Here is a 16,777-nt window from a genome sequence, read left to right on the forward strand (position 1 = left end):
GGGCGCCGCGCTCAGGCGCGCTCGAACACCAGGTCCCAGACCCCGTGGCCCAGCTTGAGGCCGCGGTTCTCGAACTTGGTCAGCGGCCGGTAATCGGGCTTGGGCGCGTAGTCGGCGGCGGTGTTGCGCAGCAGCGGCTCGGCCGACAGCACCTCGAGCATCTGCTCGGCATAGGGCTGCCAGTCGGTGGCGCAATGGATGTAGCCGCCGGGGCGCAGGTGCTGCGCGAGCTTGGTCACGAACTCGGCCTGGATCAGCCGGCGCTTGTTGTGACGCTTCTTGTGCCAGGGATCGGGAAAGAACACGTGCACGCCGGCCAGCGTGGCGGGTTGCAGCATGTGGTCGAGCACCTCGACGGCATCGTGCGCGCAGATGCGGATGTTCGGGATGCTCTGCTCGCCGATGCGCTTGAGCAGCGCGCCCACGCCGGGCTCGTGCACCTCGCAGCAGAGGAAGTTGGTGTCGGGCCGCACGGTGGCGATGTGGGCCGTGGCCTCGCCCATGCCGAAGCCGATCTCGAGCACGGTCGGCGCCTCGCGGCCGAAGGCCGCGGCCAGGTCCAGCGTCTCCTCGCGGTAGGGCAGCAGGTACAGCGGGCCCAGCTCGGCGAAGGCGCGTGCCTGGCCGTCGGTGGTGCGGCCGCCGCGCTTCACGAAGCTCTTGAGGCGGCGGTGCAGCGGATGGGGCGTGGTGCTGTCGCCTGCGTCGTCGGCGGCGGGCGGAAGGTCGTGGGACACGGTGTCGGGAGAGGTCATTGCGGCCGCGAATTGTAGAGAGCGCGCCATGCGGGCACCCAGCCGGCCAGCGCCTCGGCGCACGAAGCACCTGCGGCCGGGCCCAGGCCGAGCACGCGCGCCGCGGCCTCGAGCGCGGCGCGCGCGGCCTCGGGCGTCGCGGTGTCGAAGGCCGCCGCGCCGTTCTGCTTCGAGAGCTTGTGGCCGTCGGCGCCGCGCACCAGCGGCGTGTGCAGGTAGCGCGGCGTCGGCAGGCCGAGCGCGCGTTGCAGCAGGATCTGGCGCGCCGTGTTGTCGGCCAGGTCCTCGCCGCGCACCACGTCGCTCACGCCCTGGTCGGCATCGTCGACCACCACCGCGAGCTGGTAGGCCCAGGGGCCGTCGGCACGGCGCAGCACGAAGTCGCCGACCTCGCGGCCCACGTCCTGGCCTTGATCGCCCAGGCGGCGGTCGGTCCAGTGGAGCTCGCCCGGCGCCGCGGCCTCGAACTTCTGCGTGGCGAAGCGCCAGGCGCGCGCGGGCTTGCCGTGCAGGCCGTCGCGGCAGGTGCCGGGGTAGACGCGCTCGCCATGGCGCTCGTGCTGCTGGCCCAGGCGCGCGAGCGCGGCGTCGATGTCCTTGCGCGAGCAGCCGCAGGGGTAGGCGAGGCCGCGTTCGCGCAGGCGCGCCAGCGCGGCCTCGTAGCGCGCGGTGCGCGCGGTCTGCCACACGGGTTCCTCGTCGGGGATCAGCGCGCAGTCGGCCAGCTGGCGCAGGATGCGCTCGCCCATGCCCGGCAGGCAGCGCTCGGTGTCGGCGTCCTCGATGCGCACCAGCCAGCGCGCCTGCGGTCCGCGCGCGCGCACGTCGAGCCAGCTCGCGAGCGCGGCGACCAGCGAGCCCGCGTGCAGCGGGCCGGTGGGCGAGGGAGCGAAGCGGCCGACGGGAGGCATGAAGAACAGCAGGGGCCGCGGCCGGCCCCGGAACGCGAACTACAGCGCCGCGAGCGCGAGCGACAGGCCCGAGACGAAGGCGTCCTCGACGCGGTGGCCGATGCACCAGTCGCCGGCCACGCCGATGCGCGCCTTGGCGTCCCACAGGTGGCTCTGGCCCACCGGCACCTGGGTCTGGGCCTCGGTCCAGCACAGCGCCTGCGCATGGGCCGGCGTGGCATGGATGCCGGTGATCTCGGAGAAGGCGCGCAGCAGCTTGGCCTCGATGCGCGGCGCGTCGTCGCGCAGGTGTTCCTGCGACCAGGTGGCGCTGGCCTGCAGGGTCCAGCGCTCGATGCGTTCGCGCCCGGGCTTGGACGATTCGCGCGCCAGCCAGGCCACGCGGTGGTGCGTGCTGCGCGCGGCATTCCATTGCGGGCCGAGGTGCGACATGGTCGGCTGGTTGGCCTGCGGGAAGGCGATCATCAGCGTCCAGCACGGCGCGATGCGCACCGGCTCGACCTGGCGGCTGATGCTGCGGGACAGCTTGCCGTCCTCGAGCAGCGCGCGGGCGCGCGAAGGCGGCACCGCCAGCAGCACCGCGTCGAAGCCCGAGTACACGCGCTGCGAGTCGCCGGCACCGGCGGTGCGCAGCTGCCAGCGCGCGGCATCGAGCGCGTCGGGCTCGATGCGCGTGACCTGCGTGCCGGTGACCAGGCTGTCGCCCAGCGGCCGGGCCCATTGCGCCACCAGCGAGTCCATGCCGGGCTGGGCCACCCAGTGCGATTCGAGCGAGGGCAGCGCGGCCTCGGCCACGCGGCCGTGGGCATCGAGCACGCGCACGAGGTTGGCGCTCCAGCGCCGGCACAGGCCGGGCACGGTCTCGAGCGCCAGCGCGAAGCGCGCGTCGCGCACGGTGAAGTACTGCGCGCCGCTGTCGAAGCGGCCGAAGGCGGTGTCGACGCTGGCCATGCGGCCGCCCGCTCCGTCGCCGCGCTCGAACAGCGTGACGCGGTGGCCGGCCTGCACCAGCGTGCGCGCGCAGGCCACGCCGGCCATGCCGGCGCCGACGACGGCGTAGTGGCGCGGTGCGGAGGCGGCCGTGTCGGGGGCTGTGTCGGGGGAAGGGGCCGGGGTTCGGTGGCGGTCTGCCTTGGCGCGAGGACGAGTGGTCATTGCTGGACCCTTTTCTTGTGACGAGGTGAAGACGGTGGATGCTGCGCCGACTCTAACCCGGTCTTCGCGCGCGCCGCAGCCACCCTGGGGCAAACGACGATGCGCGCCGCGCGGGCATCAGCGGCCGCGATGGCGTTCGAGCAGCGCGAGCCGCGTGCCCTCGTGCTCGAACTGCGCGAGCCACCATTCGAGCGCGCGCCCGGGCTTGCCGGCCGCGCGCACGCGCCAGGCGCAGTGCATGGTGCCCAGCGGCGGCTGGCGCTCGGTGCGGCGTTCGACCAGGTGGCCGGCCTCGATGTAGGGCCGCGCCATCGGCTCGGGCAGGAAGCCGCCGCCCAGGCCGTGCAGCTGCGCCGCGAGCTTGGCCTGCATCGTCGGCACCGTCAGCACGTCCTGCCCGCCGACCAGGTTGACCGTGAGGCCGGGACTGCTGCGCGCCGAGTCGGCCGCGGCCACGGCGCGGTACTGGCGCAGCACCGCGTCGCTCAGGGGCTCCTCGAGCCGCGCGAGCGGATGGTGCGGCGCCATCGCATAGACGAAGCGCAAGGTGCCCAGCGGCCGGCTGCGCAGGCCGGTGGCGGTCAGGGCCAGGCTGGCGGCGTCGAGCACCGCGCCGATCGCGAGGTCGGCCTCGCCGCTGGTCAGCGCCTCGATGGTGCCCAGCAGGGTCTCGTCGCGCAGCTTCAGGCGGGTCGGCGGCTCGAGCGCGAAGAAGGCGGTGGCGAGGTCGAGCAGCGGATCGCGCGCGATCACGCTGTCGACCGCGATCGTGAGCATCGGCTCCCAGCCGGTGGCCACGCGCTTCACGCGGTTGGCCACGGCGTCGATCTCGCCGAGCAGCCGCGCCGCCTCGCGCAGCAGCTCGGCGCCGGCCTCGGTCAATTTCGCCTGCCGCGCGCTGCGGTCGAACAGCAGCACGTCGAGCGCATCCTCGATCTGGCGCACGCGGTAGCTCAGCGCGCTGGGCACCAGGTCGAGCGCGCGCGCCGCCGCGGCGAAGCTGCCGGTGTGGGCCACGGTCTGCAGCATGGCGAGCGCATCGGGGGTCAGCACGTCGCGGGGGCTGGGCATGGTCGCGGCTCCATCATTCAAAAAATTTGAATGATGCCATCAAAGCGCGGCGCTTTTCCCTCGGGGGCGCGGGCCTAAAGTTCTTCCCATCCGCTGCGCATCCGGCGCGGCATACGAAGAAGGCCGAAGGTTTCCCCCACGGGGCCCGGCCCAAGGAGTCCGACGATGTTGCAAGTCCGTAAATCCCAGGAACGCGGTTATGCCGACCACGGCTGGCTGCGGTCGTTCCACAGCTTTTCCTTCGCCAACTACTACGACCCGGCCCACATGGGCTTCGGCAACCTGCGCGTGATCAACGAGGACCGCGTGGCCGCCGGCGCCGGCTTCGGCACCCATGGCCACAAGGACATGGAGATCATCAGCTACGTGCTCTCGGGCGAGCTGGCGCACAAGGACAGCATGGGCAACGTGGAATCGATCCCGCCCGGCGACGTGCAGCGCATGAGCGCCGGCCGCGGCGTGATGCACAGCGAGTTCAACCACAAGGCCGACGAGACCACGCACTTCCTGCAGATCTGGATCCAGCCCAACGTGCGCGGCATCGAGCCGGGCTACGAGCAGAAGCGCTTCGATGCTGCCGAGAAGCGCGGCAAGCTGCGCCTGGTGGCCTCGCCCGACGGCGCCGACGGCTCGGTGACGGTGCATGCCGATGCGCGCCTGTTCGCGGGCCTGCTCGATGGCGACGAGACCGCGAGCCTCGCGCTCGATCCGAAGCGCAAGGGCTACGTGCACCTGGTGCGCGGCGAGCTCGAGGTCAATGGCCGCAAGCTCGCGGGCGGCGACGCCGCGCTGCTCGAAGGCGAATCGCAACTGACGCTGGCCGCCGGCAAGGACGCCGAGGTGCTGGTGTTCGACCTGGCCGCCTGAGCGGTGTAGAAGGGGAGGCGCCCCGTCCGCGGGGCGCGTCTTCCTGCTCACCCTCCTTGTTTTTCACGTTTCCCGATCCACAACCACAGAGGAGTTCCCAGCAATGACCACCACCACCGCAACCCCCAACGGCGCGCAGGACACGCTCGCGCTGATCGGCCGCATCCTGATCGCCTACCTGTTCATCCCGGCCGGCATCGGCAAGCTCATGGGCTTCGGCGGCACCGTGGGCTACATCACCTCGGCCGGCCTGCCGCTGCCCGAGGTGGCGGCCGCGGTCGCGATCGTCATCGAACTCGGCCTGGGCATCGCGCTGCTGCTGGGCTTCAAGACCCGCTGGACCGCGATCGTCATGGCCATCTTCACCGTCGTGACCGCGCTGTTCTTCCACAAGTACTGGGCCGTGCCCGATGCGATGAAGATGATGCAGCAGATCAACTTCAACAAGAACATGGCCATCGCCGGCGGCCTGCTCGCCTTCGCCGCCTTCGGCCCGGGCCGCTTCAGCATCGACAAGCGCTGAGCCGCGCCCACCCATCCACCACGAGGAGCAACCGAACATGGCCAACATCGTCATCGTCTTCCATTCCGGCTACGGCCATACCCAGCGCGTGGCGCAGGCCGTGGCCGACGGCGCCGGCGCGCAACTGCTCGCCATCGACGCCGACGGCAACCTGCCCGAGGGCGGCTGGGAAACCCTGGCCGCGGCCGACGCGATCATCTTCGGCTCGCCCACCTACATGGGCGGCGTGAGCTGGCAGTTCAAGAAATTCGCCGATGCATCGTCGAAGGTCTGGTACACGCAGGGCTGGAAGGACAAGCTGTTCGCCGGCTTCACCAACAGCGCCACCATCAACGGCGACAAGGTCACGACCATGACCTACCTGTGGACGCTCGCGATGCAGCACAGCGGCATCTGGGTCAGCATGGGCATCCTGCCGACCAACAACAAGGCCGCCACGCGCGATTCGACCAACTACATCGGCGGCTACGGCGGCCTGCTGACGCAGTCGCCCTCGGACGCGAGCCCGGCCGAGATCCCCCGCGGTGACCTCGACACCGCGCGGTCTTTCGGCGAGCGCGTGGCCGCGGTGGCAAGATCGCGCGGCTGACCACCGCCTGCGCGGGCCGCCCCCGGCCCGGGGCACCCACGGAGAGAACACGATGACCGACGCCACCCCCACCACCCGTTTGCTGCAACCGCATGACAAGGACCTGGGGGGCGGCTTCAACGTGCGGCGCCTGCTGCCCGCGGCCGTGCGCCGCTCGGTCGGCCCCTTCGTGTTCTTCGACCATTTCGGCCCGGCCACCGAGCAGCCGGGCAACTCGCACGACGTGCGTCCGCATCCGCACATCGGCCTGGCCACCGTCACCTACCTGTTCGAGGGCGCGATGATGCACCGCGACAGCATCGGCAGCGTGCAGGAGATCCTGCCGGGCGCCATCAACTGGATGACCTCGGGCCGCGGCATCGTGCACTCCGAGCGCAAGCCCGAGCGCCTGCTGGCCGAGACCTTCGTCAATCACGGCCTGCAGCTGTGGGCCGCGCTGCCGCAGGCCCATGAAGAGGTCGAACCCAGCTTCGAGCACACCGCGTCCGACGCCATTCCTGCCCTGTTCGAGCAGGGCGTGGGCGTGCGCGTGCTGGTGGGCGAGGCCTTCGGCGTGCGCTCGCCCGTCACGACCTTCTCGCAGACCGTCTACCTCGACATCGCCCTGCCGGCCGGCGCGAGCTTCGCGTTGCCCGCGCTGGCGCCCGAGCTCGCGGTCTACCCGATCGATGGCGACGTCGGCATCGACGGCGTCGTGGCACCGATGCACATCATGGCGGTGCTGGCCGACGGGCAGGGTGCCAACCTCACGGCACCCGTGACCGCGCCGGTGCGGCTGGTGGTGATCGGCGGCGAGCCGCTCGACGGTCCGCGCTACATCACCTGGAACTTCGTCTCGAGCCGGCGCGAACGCATCCTGCAGGCGGGCGAGGACTGGGCCGCGCAGCGCATGGGCCACGTGCCCGGCGAGACCGAGTTCATTCCGCTGCCGGGCAAGCCCTTCGGCGTGCGCGAGCCCGACACGGGCAGCACGCCCACCTGAGTTCTACAGCGCGAGCTTGTAGCCCTCGTGGCTCGCCACGAAGCCCAGCCGCTCGTAGAAGCGATGGGCATCGGGCCGGCGCTTGTCGGTCGTGAGCTGCACCAGGGTGCAGCCCCGCTCGCGGCAGCGCGCGATCGCCCACTCGAACATCCGCTGGCCCAGCCCCGCATCGCGCCGCTGCGCCGCGATGCGCACGGCCTCGATCTGGCCGCGCCATGCGCCCTGGCGCGCGATGCCCGGGATGAACGAGAGCTGCAGCGTGCCGACCACCGTGTCGCCCTCGGTCACCACCACCAGTTGCTGGTTCGCATCGGCCGCGATGGCCTCGAAGGCGGCGACGTAGCGCGCATCGACGGCATCGGGTGAAGCACCCGCGGCCTCGCGTTCGCGGCCCAGCGGATCGTCGGCGAGCAGGGCGACGATGGCGGCCAGGTCGGCGCGCGTCGCGGTTCTGAAAACTATTGGGTTCACTTGTGAAACTCTGTTGCATCGTTCGCGCGCCAGGCGGCGCGAAATGCCATCGTCCGATAGTAAAGTGCGCCCGCCGCGGGGGAGGGAACACCGGCCTCGCGACCCACAACCACAACGACGTTGAAGAAAGCGAGCGAGGCGAGATGGCCATTCAGAAGACGCCGGAAACGGCACCGGGCGAGTACGGCGACCTGTTCGAATTCCTGATGAAGGAACTCAAGCTGTTCCAGCGCAAGCTGCTGGTGATGCTCAAGCACGTGAAGACCGGCGAGTCGCAGGTCTACAAGCAGGCCTGGTACGACTTCCACCTCAAGGACCGCCTGACCGCGCTGCTCAAGGCCGAGGACTATGCGGCGGTCGCGCAGTTGCCGATCAACAAGGCCGGCCAGACCGGCATCTACATCGAGACGCGCTACGTGAAGTCGGGCGAGGTGGTGGGCTTCCAGCTGGTGGAAGCGCGGCCGCACGAGGGCGGCCGCTATGTGGGGCTCACGCCGGCCGCGGTCTACACCGAGGCCGACGGGCGCCGCGTGCTGGCCTTCGCCGAAGGCCTCTGAACTACTTGCCCAGCGTCACCGCTTCGGCCGGTGGCGCACCGTCGGGCGCATCGGGCAGCAGCTGCGACTTGCGGCGCGAGCCGCGCCAGGCCGAGTAGCCCACGCCGATCAGCAGCAGCACGCACAGCCCGATGAAGGTGCCGCTGATCGGGCGCGTGACGAACACCGACATGTCGCCGCGCGAGAGCAACAGCGCGCGGCGGAAGTTCTCCTCCACCATCGGCCCGAGCACGAAGCCCAGCAGGATCGGCGCGACCGAGAACTCGAGCGACATCAGCAGCGCGCCGATGATGCCGAACACCAGCACCTCCCAGATCTGGAACAGGCTGTTCTGCGTGCTGAACACGCCCACCGCGATGAAGAACATCGCCGCCGGGAACAGGTACTTGTAGGGCACCTTCAGCAGCTTCACCCAGACCCCGATCAGCGGCACGTTGAGCACCACCAGGATCACGTTGCCGATCCAGAAGCTGGCGATCAGGCCCCAGAAGATGTCCGGGTGCTCGGTGATCAGCTGCGGGCCGGGCTGGATGCCCTGGATCAGCAGCGCGCCGAGGATCAGCGCCATCACCGCGTCACCCGGGATGCCCAGGCTCATGGTCGGGATGAAGTCGACCTGCGTCTTCGAATGCGCCGAGGCCTCGGGCCCGGCCACGCCTTCGATCATGCCGGTGCCGAAGGCCGCGGGCGTCTTCGACACCTTGCGCTCGAGCGCATAGGCGATGAAGGTGGTGATGGTCGGGCCGGTGCCCGGCATCGCGCCGAAGATCGTGCCCACGATGGTGCCGCGGATCATGGCGGGGAAGGCGCGCTTGAGCTCTTCCTTGCTCGGGCGCATGTCGCTGAGCTTGAGCGTGCCGGTGTCGCCGATGCTCTTCATGCGGTTCACGTTGAGCAGGAAGTCGGCCACGCCGAACAGGCCCATCGAGATCGCGACCAGCTCGAGGCCATCACTGAGCTCGGGCAGGTCGAAGGCGAAGCGGAAGCTGCCGCTGTTGACGTCGGTGCCAACCACGCCGCACAGCAGGCCGAACACCGTCATCGCCACGCCCTTGAGCGCCGAGCCGCGCGACATGGTCGAGCCCGCGAGCAGGCCCAGCATCATGATCGAGAAGATCTCGGTCGGGCCGAACTTGAACGCGATCTGCACCAGCAGCGGCGAGGCGAAGATCATCACCACGATGCCCACCGAGGCGGCGAAGAACGAGGAGATCATCGTCACGCCGAGCGCCACGCCACCCTTGCCCTGCTTGGTCATCGGGTAGCCGTCGAGGCAGGTCACCGCGTGCGGCGGGTGCGAGGGCATGTTCATCAGGATGGCGCCGATCGCGCCGCCGTACTGCGAACCGTAGAAGATGCCGGCCAGCATCAGGATGGCGGGCACCGGGTGCATCACGTAGGTGAGCGGCAGCAGGATCGAGATGGCCTGCAGCGCGCCCATGCCGGGCAGCACGCCGATGAGGTTGCCCACCAGCACGCCGAAGAAGGACCAGAGCAGGTTGGAGCCCTGGAACGCGACGCCGAAGCCGAACCAGAGGTCGTGGAGCGATTGTCCGATCATGGTCTCAGCCTCCCCACTGGAACAGCGGCAACTGCAGGCTCAGCGCCCACCAGAACACCACCACCGCGATGGCCATCATCGCGAGCGCGAGCAGCAGCGCTTCGCGCAGCGTGTTGTCGCGGTCGCCGAGCGCCGAGATGAACACGATCGCGAAGGTCGCGGGCAACAGCCCGCCGTACTCGCCGAGCAGCAGGAAGGCCAGGATGCCCAGCACGATGCAGACGCAGCCGCGCAGGTCGGGCAGGCCGGCGGGATGGCCGTGCGAGACGGCGGCCTCGGGCGCCGGTTGCTGGCCGCGCGCCGAGATCACCATCAAGAGGCCGATGAAGGCCAAAAGCAGCCCGAGCGCGACCGGGAAGAAGCCCGGTCCCATGTGCGCGAGTTCGCCGACGCGGTAGCCGTAGCCGGCGTAGGCGGCGGCCAGTCCGACGATCACCATCAGGGCTCCGCCGTAATAGTCTTTCTTGAATTTCGATGGGGCGCGCGATGCCTGCGAGGCCGCGCCACCACCCGTGCTGTGCTGCATATGTCTCCTTCGGGCTGAAGCAATGCAGTCTAGGAAGCGGGCCTTTCAATCCCCTTTCGCAACACGCTTGCAAGGGCCTTCGAGGCCCAAAATACGTGTTATCACGTACGAGCGAGCGGCAATCGGAGGATCGCGCGCAGCCCGCCGCCGTTGGCGCTCTCGGGCATGTCGGCGCTGTCGAGCAGGATCTCGCCGCCGTTGCGCCGCGCATAGCCGCGCGCGATGGTGAGGCCGAGCCCGGCGCCCTGCATCGCGGGTGCGTTCGCGCCATGCGGGGCCGGGTCGCGCTGGAAGCGCTCGAACACGCTGGCACGCCGCTCGGGCGCGATGCCGGGGCCGCTGTCGCAGACCTCGGCCAGCGCCTGCGAGGCATCGCGCCGCACCGTCACCGTGATGTTGCCGCCACGCGGCGTGTACTTGATCGCGTTGTGCACCAGGTTCGCGAGCAGCTCGTGCAGCTCCTCGGCGTTGGCGCGCACCGGGATCACGGGCGATGCCGCGTCCTCTTCCTCGTCGGGCGCGGCGAGGCCCTCGGCCGCGGTGTCGCCGCGCGCATCGACCCAGCCCAGGTCCTGGTCGTGCTCGCGCGCGAGCGGCAGGTACTGCAGCACCACGGCGCGCGCGATCGCGTTGAGGTCGACGATCCCGGGCGCGGCGGCCCCGGTCTCGTCCTCGTGCGTCGCGTGCGCGAGCGCCAGCAGTTGTTCGCTCAGGCGCCGCGTGCGCGCGAGCTGCGCGACGATCGCATGCAGCGATTCGCGCATGCGCTCGGGGTCGGTCTCGCGCACCGCGTAGCCGGCCTGGATCGACAGGATGCCCAGCGGCGTGCGCAGCTGGTGCGAGGCATCGGCGAGGAACTGCGAATGCTCGGCCACCATGCGGCGATGGCGCCCGATGTGGTGGTTGACCGCATCGACCAGCGGCACCACCTCCTGCGGCACGCCGGCCGGTTCGAGCGGCTTGATGTCGTCGCGCGCGCGCTCGCGCAGCGAGCGGCGCAGCCGCTCGAGCGGGCGCAGCGTCCAGGCCACGCCCAGCCACACCAGCAGCGCCATCACCAGCACCATGCGCGCGGCGCGCAGCAACTCCTGGCGCAGCGACTCGTCCACCGCGCGCTGGCGCGGGCCGGTGCCTTCGGCGGCCTGGATCAGCACGGTGTAGGCACTGCCCGCGTGGCTGTTGTAGACCGTCTGGCGCAGCGCGGCCACGCGCACCGGGTGCTGCTGGTAGACCGCGTCGTAGAACACCGGCGCGTCGTCGGCGCCGGTCGCGGTCTTCGCCGGCGGGGCGGGCAGGTCGGGCACGCCCATCAGCGTCTCCTCGGTGCCGGCCTCGCCCCTGGCCAGCGGCGCCGCACCCACGTGCAGGTACTTGTAGCGCAGGTGGGTCGACTCGAACATCGCCTGCACCGAGAAGGCCTCCTGCACGCGCACGCTGCCGTCGCTCGCGACCACGATGCCGTTGGCCAGCGCCTGCACGGGCTCGAGCAGGCTCTGGTCGTAGGCGTCGACCAGGCTCTCGGTCAGCGCCTGGTAGTTGCTCCAGCTGTCGAGCGCGAGCAGCGCGACCATGCCCGGCAGCAGCAGCGCCAGCAGGCGCGCGCGGATGCCGAAGCGCCAGCTTTCAGTGGGGGGTGGAGACGGCGGCGGCGCGTGCGGGTCCATCGGCGATGCCTTCGAGCATGTAGCCCAGCCCGCGCACGGTGACGATGCGCACGTCGCTGTCGGCGAGCTTGCGCCGCAGCCGGTGCAGCACCACCTCGATCGCATCGGGTCCGGCGGTGCTGTCGTTGGTGAACACCTTGCCGAACAGCTGCGACTTGCCGACCGGCGAGCCGCTGCGCATCAGCAGCGCGCTCAGCGCCGCGTGCTCGCGCGGCGTGAGCGCCAGCAGCGTGCCGCGCAGCGTGAAGGCATGGCTCTCGCCGTCGTAGGCCAGCGAGGCGCACTGCAGCCGCGGATGCTGCCGGCCGCGGCTGCGCCGCACCAGCGCGGTCAGCCGCGCCTCGAGCTCGACCAGCTCGAAGGGCTTGGTGAGGAAATCGTCGGCGCCGAGATGCAGGCCGCGCACGCGGTCCTGCAGCGCGCCCTGCGCGGTGAGGATCAGCACCGGCGTGCGGTCGTCGGCATTGCGCATGTCGGCCAGCACCGCGAGGCCGTGCTTGTCGGGCAGCCGCAGGTCGAGCACCACCGCGTCGTACTCGGTGCCGGCCATGAAGGCCTCGGCGGTGCGCGCATCGGGCGCATGGTCGGTGACGAAGCCGCTCTGCGTGAGCGCGCGCACCAGCCAGGAGGCCATGTCCAGTTCGTCTTCCACCAGCAGGATGCGCATCGCGGGGCGGTCGGCCTATCGTTTCTTGTGGAGATCGGGGTCTTCGGCGGCGCGCGCGCTGGCCTTGGCCGCGCGGGCGCTGAGGTCGGGCGCGAGCGCCTCGCGGCCGTCGAACACGAAGCAGTCGCCCTGGTAGTGGGCGCCGCCCACCAGCTCGAAGTACTTGAGGATGCCGCCCTCGAGCTGCAGCACGTTGTCGACGCCTTCCTCGCGCATCAGGATCGCGGCCTTCTCGCAGCGGATGCCGCCGGTGCAGAAGCTCACCACCGTCTTGCCCGCGAACTCGGCGCGGTGCGCGCGCAGCGCAGGCGGGAACTCGGTGAATTTCTCGATGCGCCAGTCGATCGCGCCCTCGAAGCTGCCGTGGTCGACCTCGAAGGCATTGCGCGTGTCGAGCAGCGCAATCGCGCGGCCCGCGTCGTCGTGGCCCTGGTCGAGCCAGCGCTTGAGCGTGGGCGCGTCCACGCCCGGCGCGCGGCCGGCCGCGGGCTGGATCGCGTGATGGTCCATGCGGATGATCTCGCGCTTGAGCTTCACCAGCATGCGCCGGAACGGCTGGGCGGCCGACCAGCTGTCCTTGGTCTCGAGGTCGGCGAAGCGCGCATCGGCGCGCACGCCGGCCAGGAAGTCCGCCATCGCGTCGGGCTCGCCGGCCAGAAACATGTTGATACCCTCGGGCGCGATCAGGATCGTGCCCATCAGGCCGAGCGCGCGGCTGCGCTCCAGCAGGCGTTCGCGCAGCACCGGGCCGTCGTCGATGGCCACGAACTTGTAGGCCGCGATGTTCAATATCTCTTGGGTCTCTTGCACGGCGGGAATTCTAGGCGCCGCAGGTTGACCCGTTCCTGACTCGGGCACTCCCGAACCACTGGCGGCCCGGGTGTCAATAGGGGCCGCGCCAACTCACATCGTGGAGGCCCGCCTTCCTACAATGGACGGATGTTCGTTCACCTGCGCCTGCACACCGAGTTCTCCGTCGTCGACGGCACCAACCGCATCGACGAAGTCGTCAAGGCCGCCGCTGCCGACAAGCAGCCCGCGATGGCCATCACCGATCTCAACAACCTGTTCGGCGGGATCAAGTTCTACAAGGAAGCGCGCGGCAAGGGCGTCAAGCCCGTGATCGGCGCCGAGATCTTCCTCGAGGGCATGGGCAAGGATGCCGCGACGCTCACGCGCATCGTGCTGCTGGTGCAGAACAAGCAGGGCTACCTCAACCTCTCGGAGCTGCTGGCACGCGCCTGGACGCAGAACGTCGGCCGCGGCCAGGCCCAGGCGGCCTGCAAGCTCGAATGGGTGGAGGAACTGCAAGGCGGGCTGATCGCGCTGTCGGGCGCGCAGGCCGGCCCGCTCGGCGCGCCGCTGGCCGCGGGGCAGGGCGAACGCGCGGCCGAGCTCGCGCTGCGCCTCGCGGGCATCTTCCCGCACCGCTTCTACATCGAGCTGCAGCGCGCCGGCCGTCCCGAGGACGAGCCGCACGTGCTGGCCGCGGTGCAACTGGCCGCGCGGCTGGGGCTGCCGGTGGTGGCCACGCACCCGGTGCAGTTCGCCACGCGCGAGGACTACGAGGCGCACGAGGCGCGCGTGTGCATCTCCGAGGGCGAGATCCTCGGCAACCCGCGGCGCGTGCGCCGCTTCACGCCCGAGCAGTACTTCAAGTCGAGCGCCGAGATGCAGGCGCTGTTCGCCGACATCCCGAGCGCATTGGCCAACACGGTCGAGATCGCCAAGCGCTGCAGCCTGACGCTGGTGCTCGGCAAGCCGCAGCTGCCCGACTTCCCCACGCCCTTCGTGAGCGAAGGCGTGCGCATGCCGATCGACGAGTTCTTCCGCCAGGAATCGTTCGAGGGGCTCGAGAAGCGCCTCGAGCACCTGTTCCCCGACGCGGCCAAGCGCGATGCGCAGCGGCCGCGCTATGTCGAGCGGCTCGAGTTCGAGATCAACACCATCCTGAAGATGGGGTTCCCGGGCTACTTCCTGATCGTGGGCGACTTCATCAACTGGGCCAAGCAGAACGGCTGCCCGGTCGGCCCCGGCCGGGGCTCGGGCGCGGGTTCGCTGGTGGCCTACGCGCTGAAGATCACCGACCTCGATCCGCTCGAATACAACCTGCTGTTCGAACGCTTCCTGAATCCCGAGCGCGTCTCGATGCCCGACTTCGACATCGACTTCTGCCAGGGCAACCGCGACCGCGTGATCGACTACGTGAAGGACAAGTACGGCCGCAATGCCGTGAGCCAGATCGCCACCTTCGGCACCATGGCCGCGCGCGCGGCCATCCGCGACGTGGGCCGGGTGCTCGACATGAGCTACATGTTCTGCGACGGCATCAGCAAGCTGATCCCGAACAAGCCCGGCATGTCGGTCACGCTGCAGTACCCGCCGGCGCAGAAGATCGAGGGCGACAAGAACAACTACGCGCTCGAGATGGAGCCGCAGCTCGCGGAGCGGCTCGAGAAGGAGGAAGAGGTCAAGACCGTGGTCGAGCTGGCGCAGAAGCTCGAAGGCATGACCCGCAACATCGGCATGCACGCCGGCGGCGTGCTGATCGCGCCCGGCAAGCTCACCGACTTCTGCCCGCTCTACCAGCAGCCCGGCAGCGACTCGGCCGTGAGCCAGTACGACAAGGACGACGTGGAGGCCATCGGCCTCGTGAAGTTCGACTTTCTGGGCCTGGCCACGCTGACGATCCTCGAGATCGCGCGCGAGTTCATCATGAAGCGGCACAAGGGCCGCGAGAACTTCGCCTACGAGAACATTCCGCTCAACGACGGGCCGACCTACCGGCTGTTCTCCGAGGGCAAGACCGAGGCCGTGTTCCAGTTCGAATCGCGCGGCATGCAGGGCATGCTGAAGGATGCGCGGCCGACCCGGCTCGAGGACCTGATCGCGCTCAACGCGCTGTACCGCCCGGGCCCGATGGACCTGATCCCCAGCTTCGTGGCGCGCAAGCACGGCCGCGAGGACGTGGAGTATCCGCACCCGGCCGTGGCCCAGATGCTCTCGGAGACCTACGGGATCATGGTCTACCAGGAGCAGGTGATGCAGACCGCGCAGATCCTGGGCGGCTACTCGCTCGGCGGCGCCGACCTGCTGCGCCGCGCGATGGGCAAGAAGAAGCTCGAGGAGATGGCCGAGCACCGCGAGAAATTCCGCGCGGGTGCCCTGAGCACGCACGGCATCGCGCAGGACAAGGCCGACGAGATCTTCGACCTGATGGAGAAGTTCGCGGGCTACGGCTTCAACAAGTCGCACGCCGCCGCCTACTCGCTGCTGGCCTATCACACGGGCTGGCTCAAGGTCCACTACACGGCCGAATTCTTCTGCGCCAACATGACGGTGGAAATGGACGACACCGACAAGCTCAAGGTGCTGTTCGAGGACGCGCAGAAGAACTTCGGCCTCACCTTCGAGCCGCCGGACGTGAACCGCGGCAACTACCGCTTCGAGCCGGTCACCGACAAGGTCATCCGCTACGGGTTGGGCGCCGTCAAGGGCACGGGCCAGCTCGCGGTCGAGGCCGTGGTGCGCGCGCGCGAGGAGGGCGGTCCGTTCAAGAGCCTGTACGACTTCTGCGTGCGCATCGACCGCCAGCGCATCAACAAGCGCACGGTCGAGGCGCTGATCAAGGCCGGCGCCTTCGATGCCATCCAGCAGAACCGCGCCTCGTTGATCGCCTCGGTCGACCGCGCCTTCGAATTCGCCAACGCGACCGCGGCCAATGCCGCGCAGGTCGACATCTTCGGCGACAGCGAGCACGGCTCGGCCACGGCCGAGCCCGAGCTGGTCGACGCCACGCCCTGGGGCGTGAAGGAACGCCTGACCTTCGAGAAGACGGCGGTCGGCTTCTACCTGTCGGGCCATCTGTTCGACGAGGTCTCGCACGAGGTGCGGCGCTTCTGCAAGCGCGAGATCACCGACCTGCTCGACAGCCGCGACCAGCAGGTGATCGCGGGCATCGTGAGCGACTTCCGCGTCATCAACGGCCAGCGCGGCCGGCTCGCGATCTTCAAGCTCGACGACAAGTCCGACTCGATCGACGCCACCGCCGACGAGGCGCTGATGAACGCCAACCGCAACACGCTCAAGGACGACGAACTCGTGATCGTCTCGGGCCGGCTGCAGCCTGCGCGCGGCGGCTTCGAGGCGCGCTTCCAGGTGCAGCAGGTCTGGGACCTGGCCAGCGCGCGCTGCCGCTTCGGCAAGTTCCTGCGCGTGGCGGTCAACGGCAAGGCGCCCGACATCGCGCGCCTGCTCAAGGACTTCCCGGCGCGCACCGAGCAGAGCGAGCATGGCGAGCTGGTGCAGGGCCTGCCGGTGCGCCTGTCGATGGCGCGTGGCGGCGCGCAGGTCGAGCTGCAGCTCGGCGAGCGCGCGAAGTTCTTCCCGACCGATGCGGCGCTCGCGAGCTGGACCGCGCAGGCCGAGGCGGGCAAGGCCGCGGTCATCTACGAATAACCGCGCGGCGCGCAGGGACG

The 16,777-nt window shown here is 70.0% G+C and carries 16 protein-coding genes; 6 read left to right on the top strand and 10 right to left on the bottom strand.

Going from position 1 to position 16,777, the window contains the following annotated elements:
- Positions 1-11 precede the first annotated feature (11 nt).
- The 4 genes from trmB to AC07PU_RS12260 all read right to left on the bottom strand — a co-directional run bounded on the left by trmB (position 12) and on the right by AC07PU_RS12260 (position 3,892).
- On the bottom strand, positions 12-755 hold the full coding sequence (trmB, locus tag AC07PU_RS12245) for a tRNA (guanosine(46)-N7)-methyltransferase TrmB (RefSeq protein ID WP_495317765.1): 744 nt from the start codon (positions 753-755) through the stop codon (positions 12-14).
- On the bottom strand, positions 752-1,666 hold the full coding sequence (gene gluQRS / locus AC07PU_RS12250) for a tRNA glutamyl-Q(34) synthetase GluQRS (RefSeq protein ID WP_495317767.1): 915 nt from the start codon (positions 1,664-1,666) through the stop codon (positions 752-754). The genes trmB and gluQRS overlap by 4 nt, the downstream gene beginning before the upstream one ends.
- Positions 1,667-1,705: 39 nt before the next feature.
- The gene (locus AC07PU_RS12255; protein WP_495317769.1) at positions 1,706-2,821 is read right to left on the bottom strand and encodes an NAD(P)/FAD-dependent oxidoreductase; all 1,116 of its coding nucleotides are present in this window, start codon (positions 2,819-2,821) and stop codon (positions 1,706-1,708) included.
- Between the two features lie 117 nt (positions 2,822-2,938).
- The gene (locus tag AC07PU_RS12260) at positions 2,939-3,892 is read right to left on the bottom strand and encodes a LysR family transcriptional regulator (protein WP_093344364.1); all 954 of its coding nucleotides are present in this window, start codon (positions 3,890-3,892) and stop codon (positions 2,939-2,941) included.
- Positions 3,893-4,057: 165 nt separating this feature from the next.
- Here AC07PU_RS12260 and AC07PU_RS12265 point away from each other — a divergent pair, with 165 nt between their 5' ends.
- From AC07PU_RS12265 to AC07PU_RS12280, 4 genes are read left to right on the top strand one after another with little or no spacing between them, the layout of a single operon-like run.
- A complete protein-coding gene (locus tag AC07PU_RS12265; protein ID WP_208512820.1) occupies positions 4,058-4,759 on the top strand; it encodes a pirin family protein in 702 nt (233 codons plus the stop codon).
- Between the two features lie 43 nt (positions 4,760-4,802).
- The gene (locus AC07PU_RS12270) at positions 4,803-5,282 is read left to right on the top strand and encodes a DoxX family protein (protein ID WP_495318293.1); all 480 of its coding nucleotides are present in this window, start codon (positions 4,803-4,805) and stop codon (positions 5,280-5,282) included.
- Positions 5,283-5,319: 37 nt separating this feature from the next.
- The gene (locus AC07PU_RS12275; protein ID WP_208512818.1) at positions 5,320-5,871 is read left to right on the top strand and encodes a flavodoxin family protein; all 552 of its coding nucleotides are present in this window, start codon (positions 5,320-5,322) and stop codon (positions 5,869-5,871) included.
- 52 nt (positions 5,872-5,923) lie between these two features.
- On the top strand, positions 5,924-6,853 hold the full coding sequence (locus tag AC07PU_RS12280; protein ID WP_495317772.1) for a pirin family protein: 930 nt from the start codon (positions 5,924-5,926) through the stop codon (positions 6,851-6,853).
- Between the two features lie 3 nt (positions 6,854-6,856).
- Here the strand turns inward: AC07PU_RS12280 and AC07PU_RS12285 are convergent, their stop codons facing one another.
- Positions 6,857-7,324 carry a GNAT family N-acetyltransferase gene (locus tag AC07PU_RS12285; RefSeq protein ID WP_093344355.1) on the bottom strand — a complete coding sequence of 156 codons (468 nt, stop codon included), beginning with the start codon at positions 7,322-7,324 and terminating at the stop codon, positions 6,857-6,859.
- Between the two features lie 143 nt (positions 7,325-7,467).
- Here AC07PU_RS12285 and AC07PU_RS12290 point away from each other — a divergent pair, with 143 nt between their 5' ends.
- The gene (locus AC07PU_RS12290; protein WP_093344353.1) at positions 7,468-7,881 is read left to right on the top strand and encodes a hypothetical protein; all 414 of its coding nucleotides are present in this window, start codon (positions 7,468-7,470) and stop codon (positions 7,879-7,881) included.
- Position 7,882: 1 nt separating this feature from the next.
- Here AC07PU_RS12290 and AC07PU_RS12295 read toward each other — a convergent pair whose 3' ends face one another.
- From AC07PU_RS12295 to AC07PU_RS12315, 5 genes are all read right to left on the bottom strand, one after another.
- Entirely contained in the window at positions 7,883-9,442 is a 1,560-nt protein-coding gene (locus AC07PU_RS12295) for a tripartite tricarboxylate transporter permease (protein WP_093344351.1), read from the bottom strand.
- A gap of 4 nt (positions 9,443-9,446) precedes the next feature.
- Positions 9,447-9,968, bottom strand: coding sequence for a tripartite tricarboxylate transporter TctB family protein (locus tag AC07PU_RS12300; RefSeq protein ID WP_371268817.1), 522 nt, complete (start codon positions 9,966-9,968; stop codon positions 9,447-9,449).
- A gap of 101 nt (positions 9,969-10,069) precedes the next feature.
- Complete coding sequence (locus AC07PU_RS12305; protein ID WP_495317776.1) at positions 10,070-11,632, bottom strand: sensor histidine kinase; 1,563 nt, start codon at positions 11,630-11,632, stop codon at positions 10,070-10,072.
- Positions 11,592-12,299 carry a response regulator gene (locus AC07PU_RS12310; protein ID WP_093344346.1) on the bottom strand — a complete coding sequence of 236 codons (708 nt, stop codon included), beginning with the start codon at positions 12,297-12,299 and terminating at the stop codon, positions 11,592-11,594. Before AC07PU_RS12310 ends, AC07PU_RS12305 begins: the two co-directional genes overlap by 41 nt.
- Positions 12,300-12,314: 15 nt before the next feature.
- Positions 12,315-13,109 carry a sulfurtransferase gene (locus AC07PU_RS12315; protein ID WP_495317778.1) on the bottom strand — a complete coding sequence of 265 codons (795 nt, stop codon included), beginning with the start codon at positions 13,107-13,109 and terminating at the stop codon, positions 12,315-12,317.
- A gap of 129 nt (positions 13,110-13,238) precedes the next feature.
- Between AC07PU_RS12315 and dnaE the strand changes: the two genes are divergently transcribed.
- Positions 13,239-16,757, top strand: a complete 3,519-nt coding sequence (gene dnaE, locus AC07PU_RS12320; RefSeq protein ID WP_093344342.1) for a DNA polymerase III subunit alpha — start codon at positions 13,239-13,241, stop codon at positions 16,755-16,757.
- The last annotated feature ends 20 nt before the right edge of the window (positions 16,758-16,777 follow it).

Source organism: Variovorax sp. GW821-FHT10D07 (assembly GCF_059415325.1).

Coding starts and splice junctions, on each gene's coding strand:
- trmB (WP_495317765.1), bottom strand. CDS start 755: ATGACCTCTCCCGACACCGTGTCCCACGACCTTCCGCCCGCCGCCGAC.
- gluQRS (WP_495317767.1), bottom strand. CDS start 1,666: ATGCCTCCCGTCGGCCGCTTCGCTCCCTCGCCCACCGGCCCGCTGCAC.
- AC07PU_RS12255 (WP_495317769.1), bottom strand. CDS start 2,821: ATGACCACTCGTCCTCGCGCCAAGGCAGACCGCCACCGAACCCCGGCC.
- AC07PU_RS12260 (WP_093344364.1), bottom strand. CDS start 3,892: ATGCCCAGCCCCCGCGACGTGCTGACCCCCGATGCGCTCGCCATGCTG.
- AC07PU_RS12265 (WP_208512820.1), top strand. CDS start 4,058: ATGTTGCAAGTCCGTAAATCCCAGGAACGCGGTTATGCCGACCACGGC.
- AC07PU_RS12275 (WP_208512818.1), top strand. CDS start 5,320: ATGGCCAACATCGTCATCGTCTTCCATTCCGGCTACGGCCATACCCAG.
- AC07PU_RS12280 (WP_495317772.1), top strand. CDS start 5,924: ATGACCGACGCCACCCCCACCACCCGTTTGCTGCAACCGCATGACAAG.
- AC07PU_RS12290 (WP_093344353.1), top strand. CDS start 7,468: ATGGCCATTCAGAAGACGCCGGAAACGGCACCGGGCGAGTACGGCGAC.
- AC07PU_RS12295 (WP_093344351.1), bottom strand. CDS start 9,442: ATGATCGGACAATCGCTCCACGACCTCTGGTTCGGCTTCGGCGTCGCG.
- AC07PU_RS12300 (WP_371268817.1), bottom strand. CDS start 9,968: ATGCAGCACAGCACGGGTGGTGGCGCGGCCTCGCAGGCATCGCGCGCC.
- AC07PU_RS12305 (WP_495317776.1), bottom strand. CDS start 11,632: ATGGACCCGCACGCGCCGCCGCCGTCTCCACCCCCCACTGAAAGCTGG.
- AC07PU_RS12310 (WP_093344346.1), bottom strand. CDS start 12,299: ATGCGCATCCTGCTGGTGGAAGACGAACTGGACATGGCCTCCTGGCTG.
- dnaE (WP_093344342.1), top strand. CDS start 13,239: ATGTTCGTTCACCTGCGCCTGCACACCGAGTTCTCCGTCGTCGACGGC.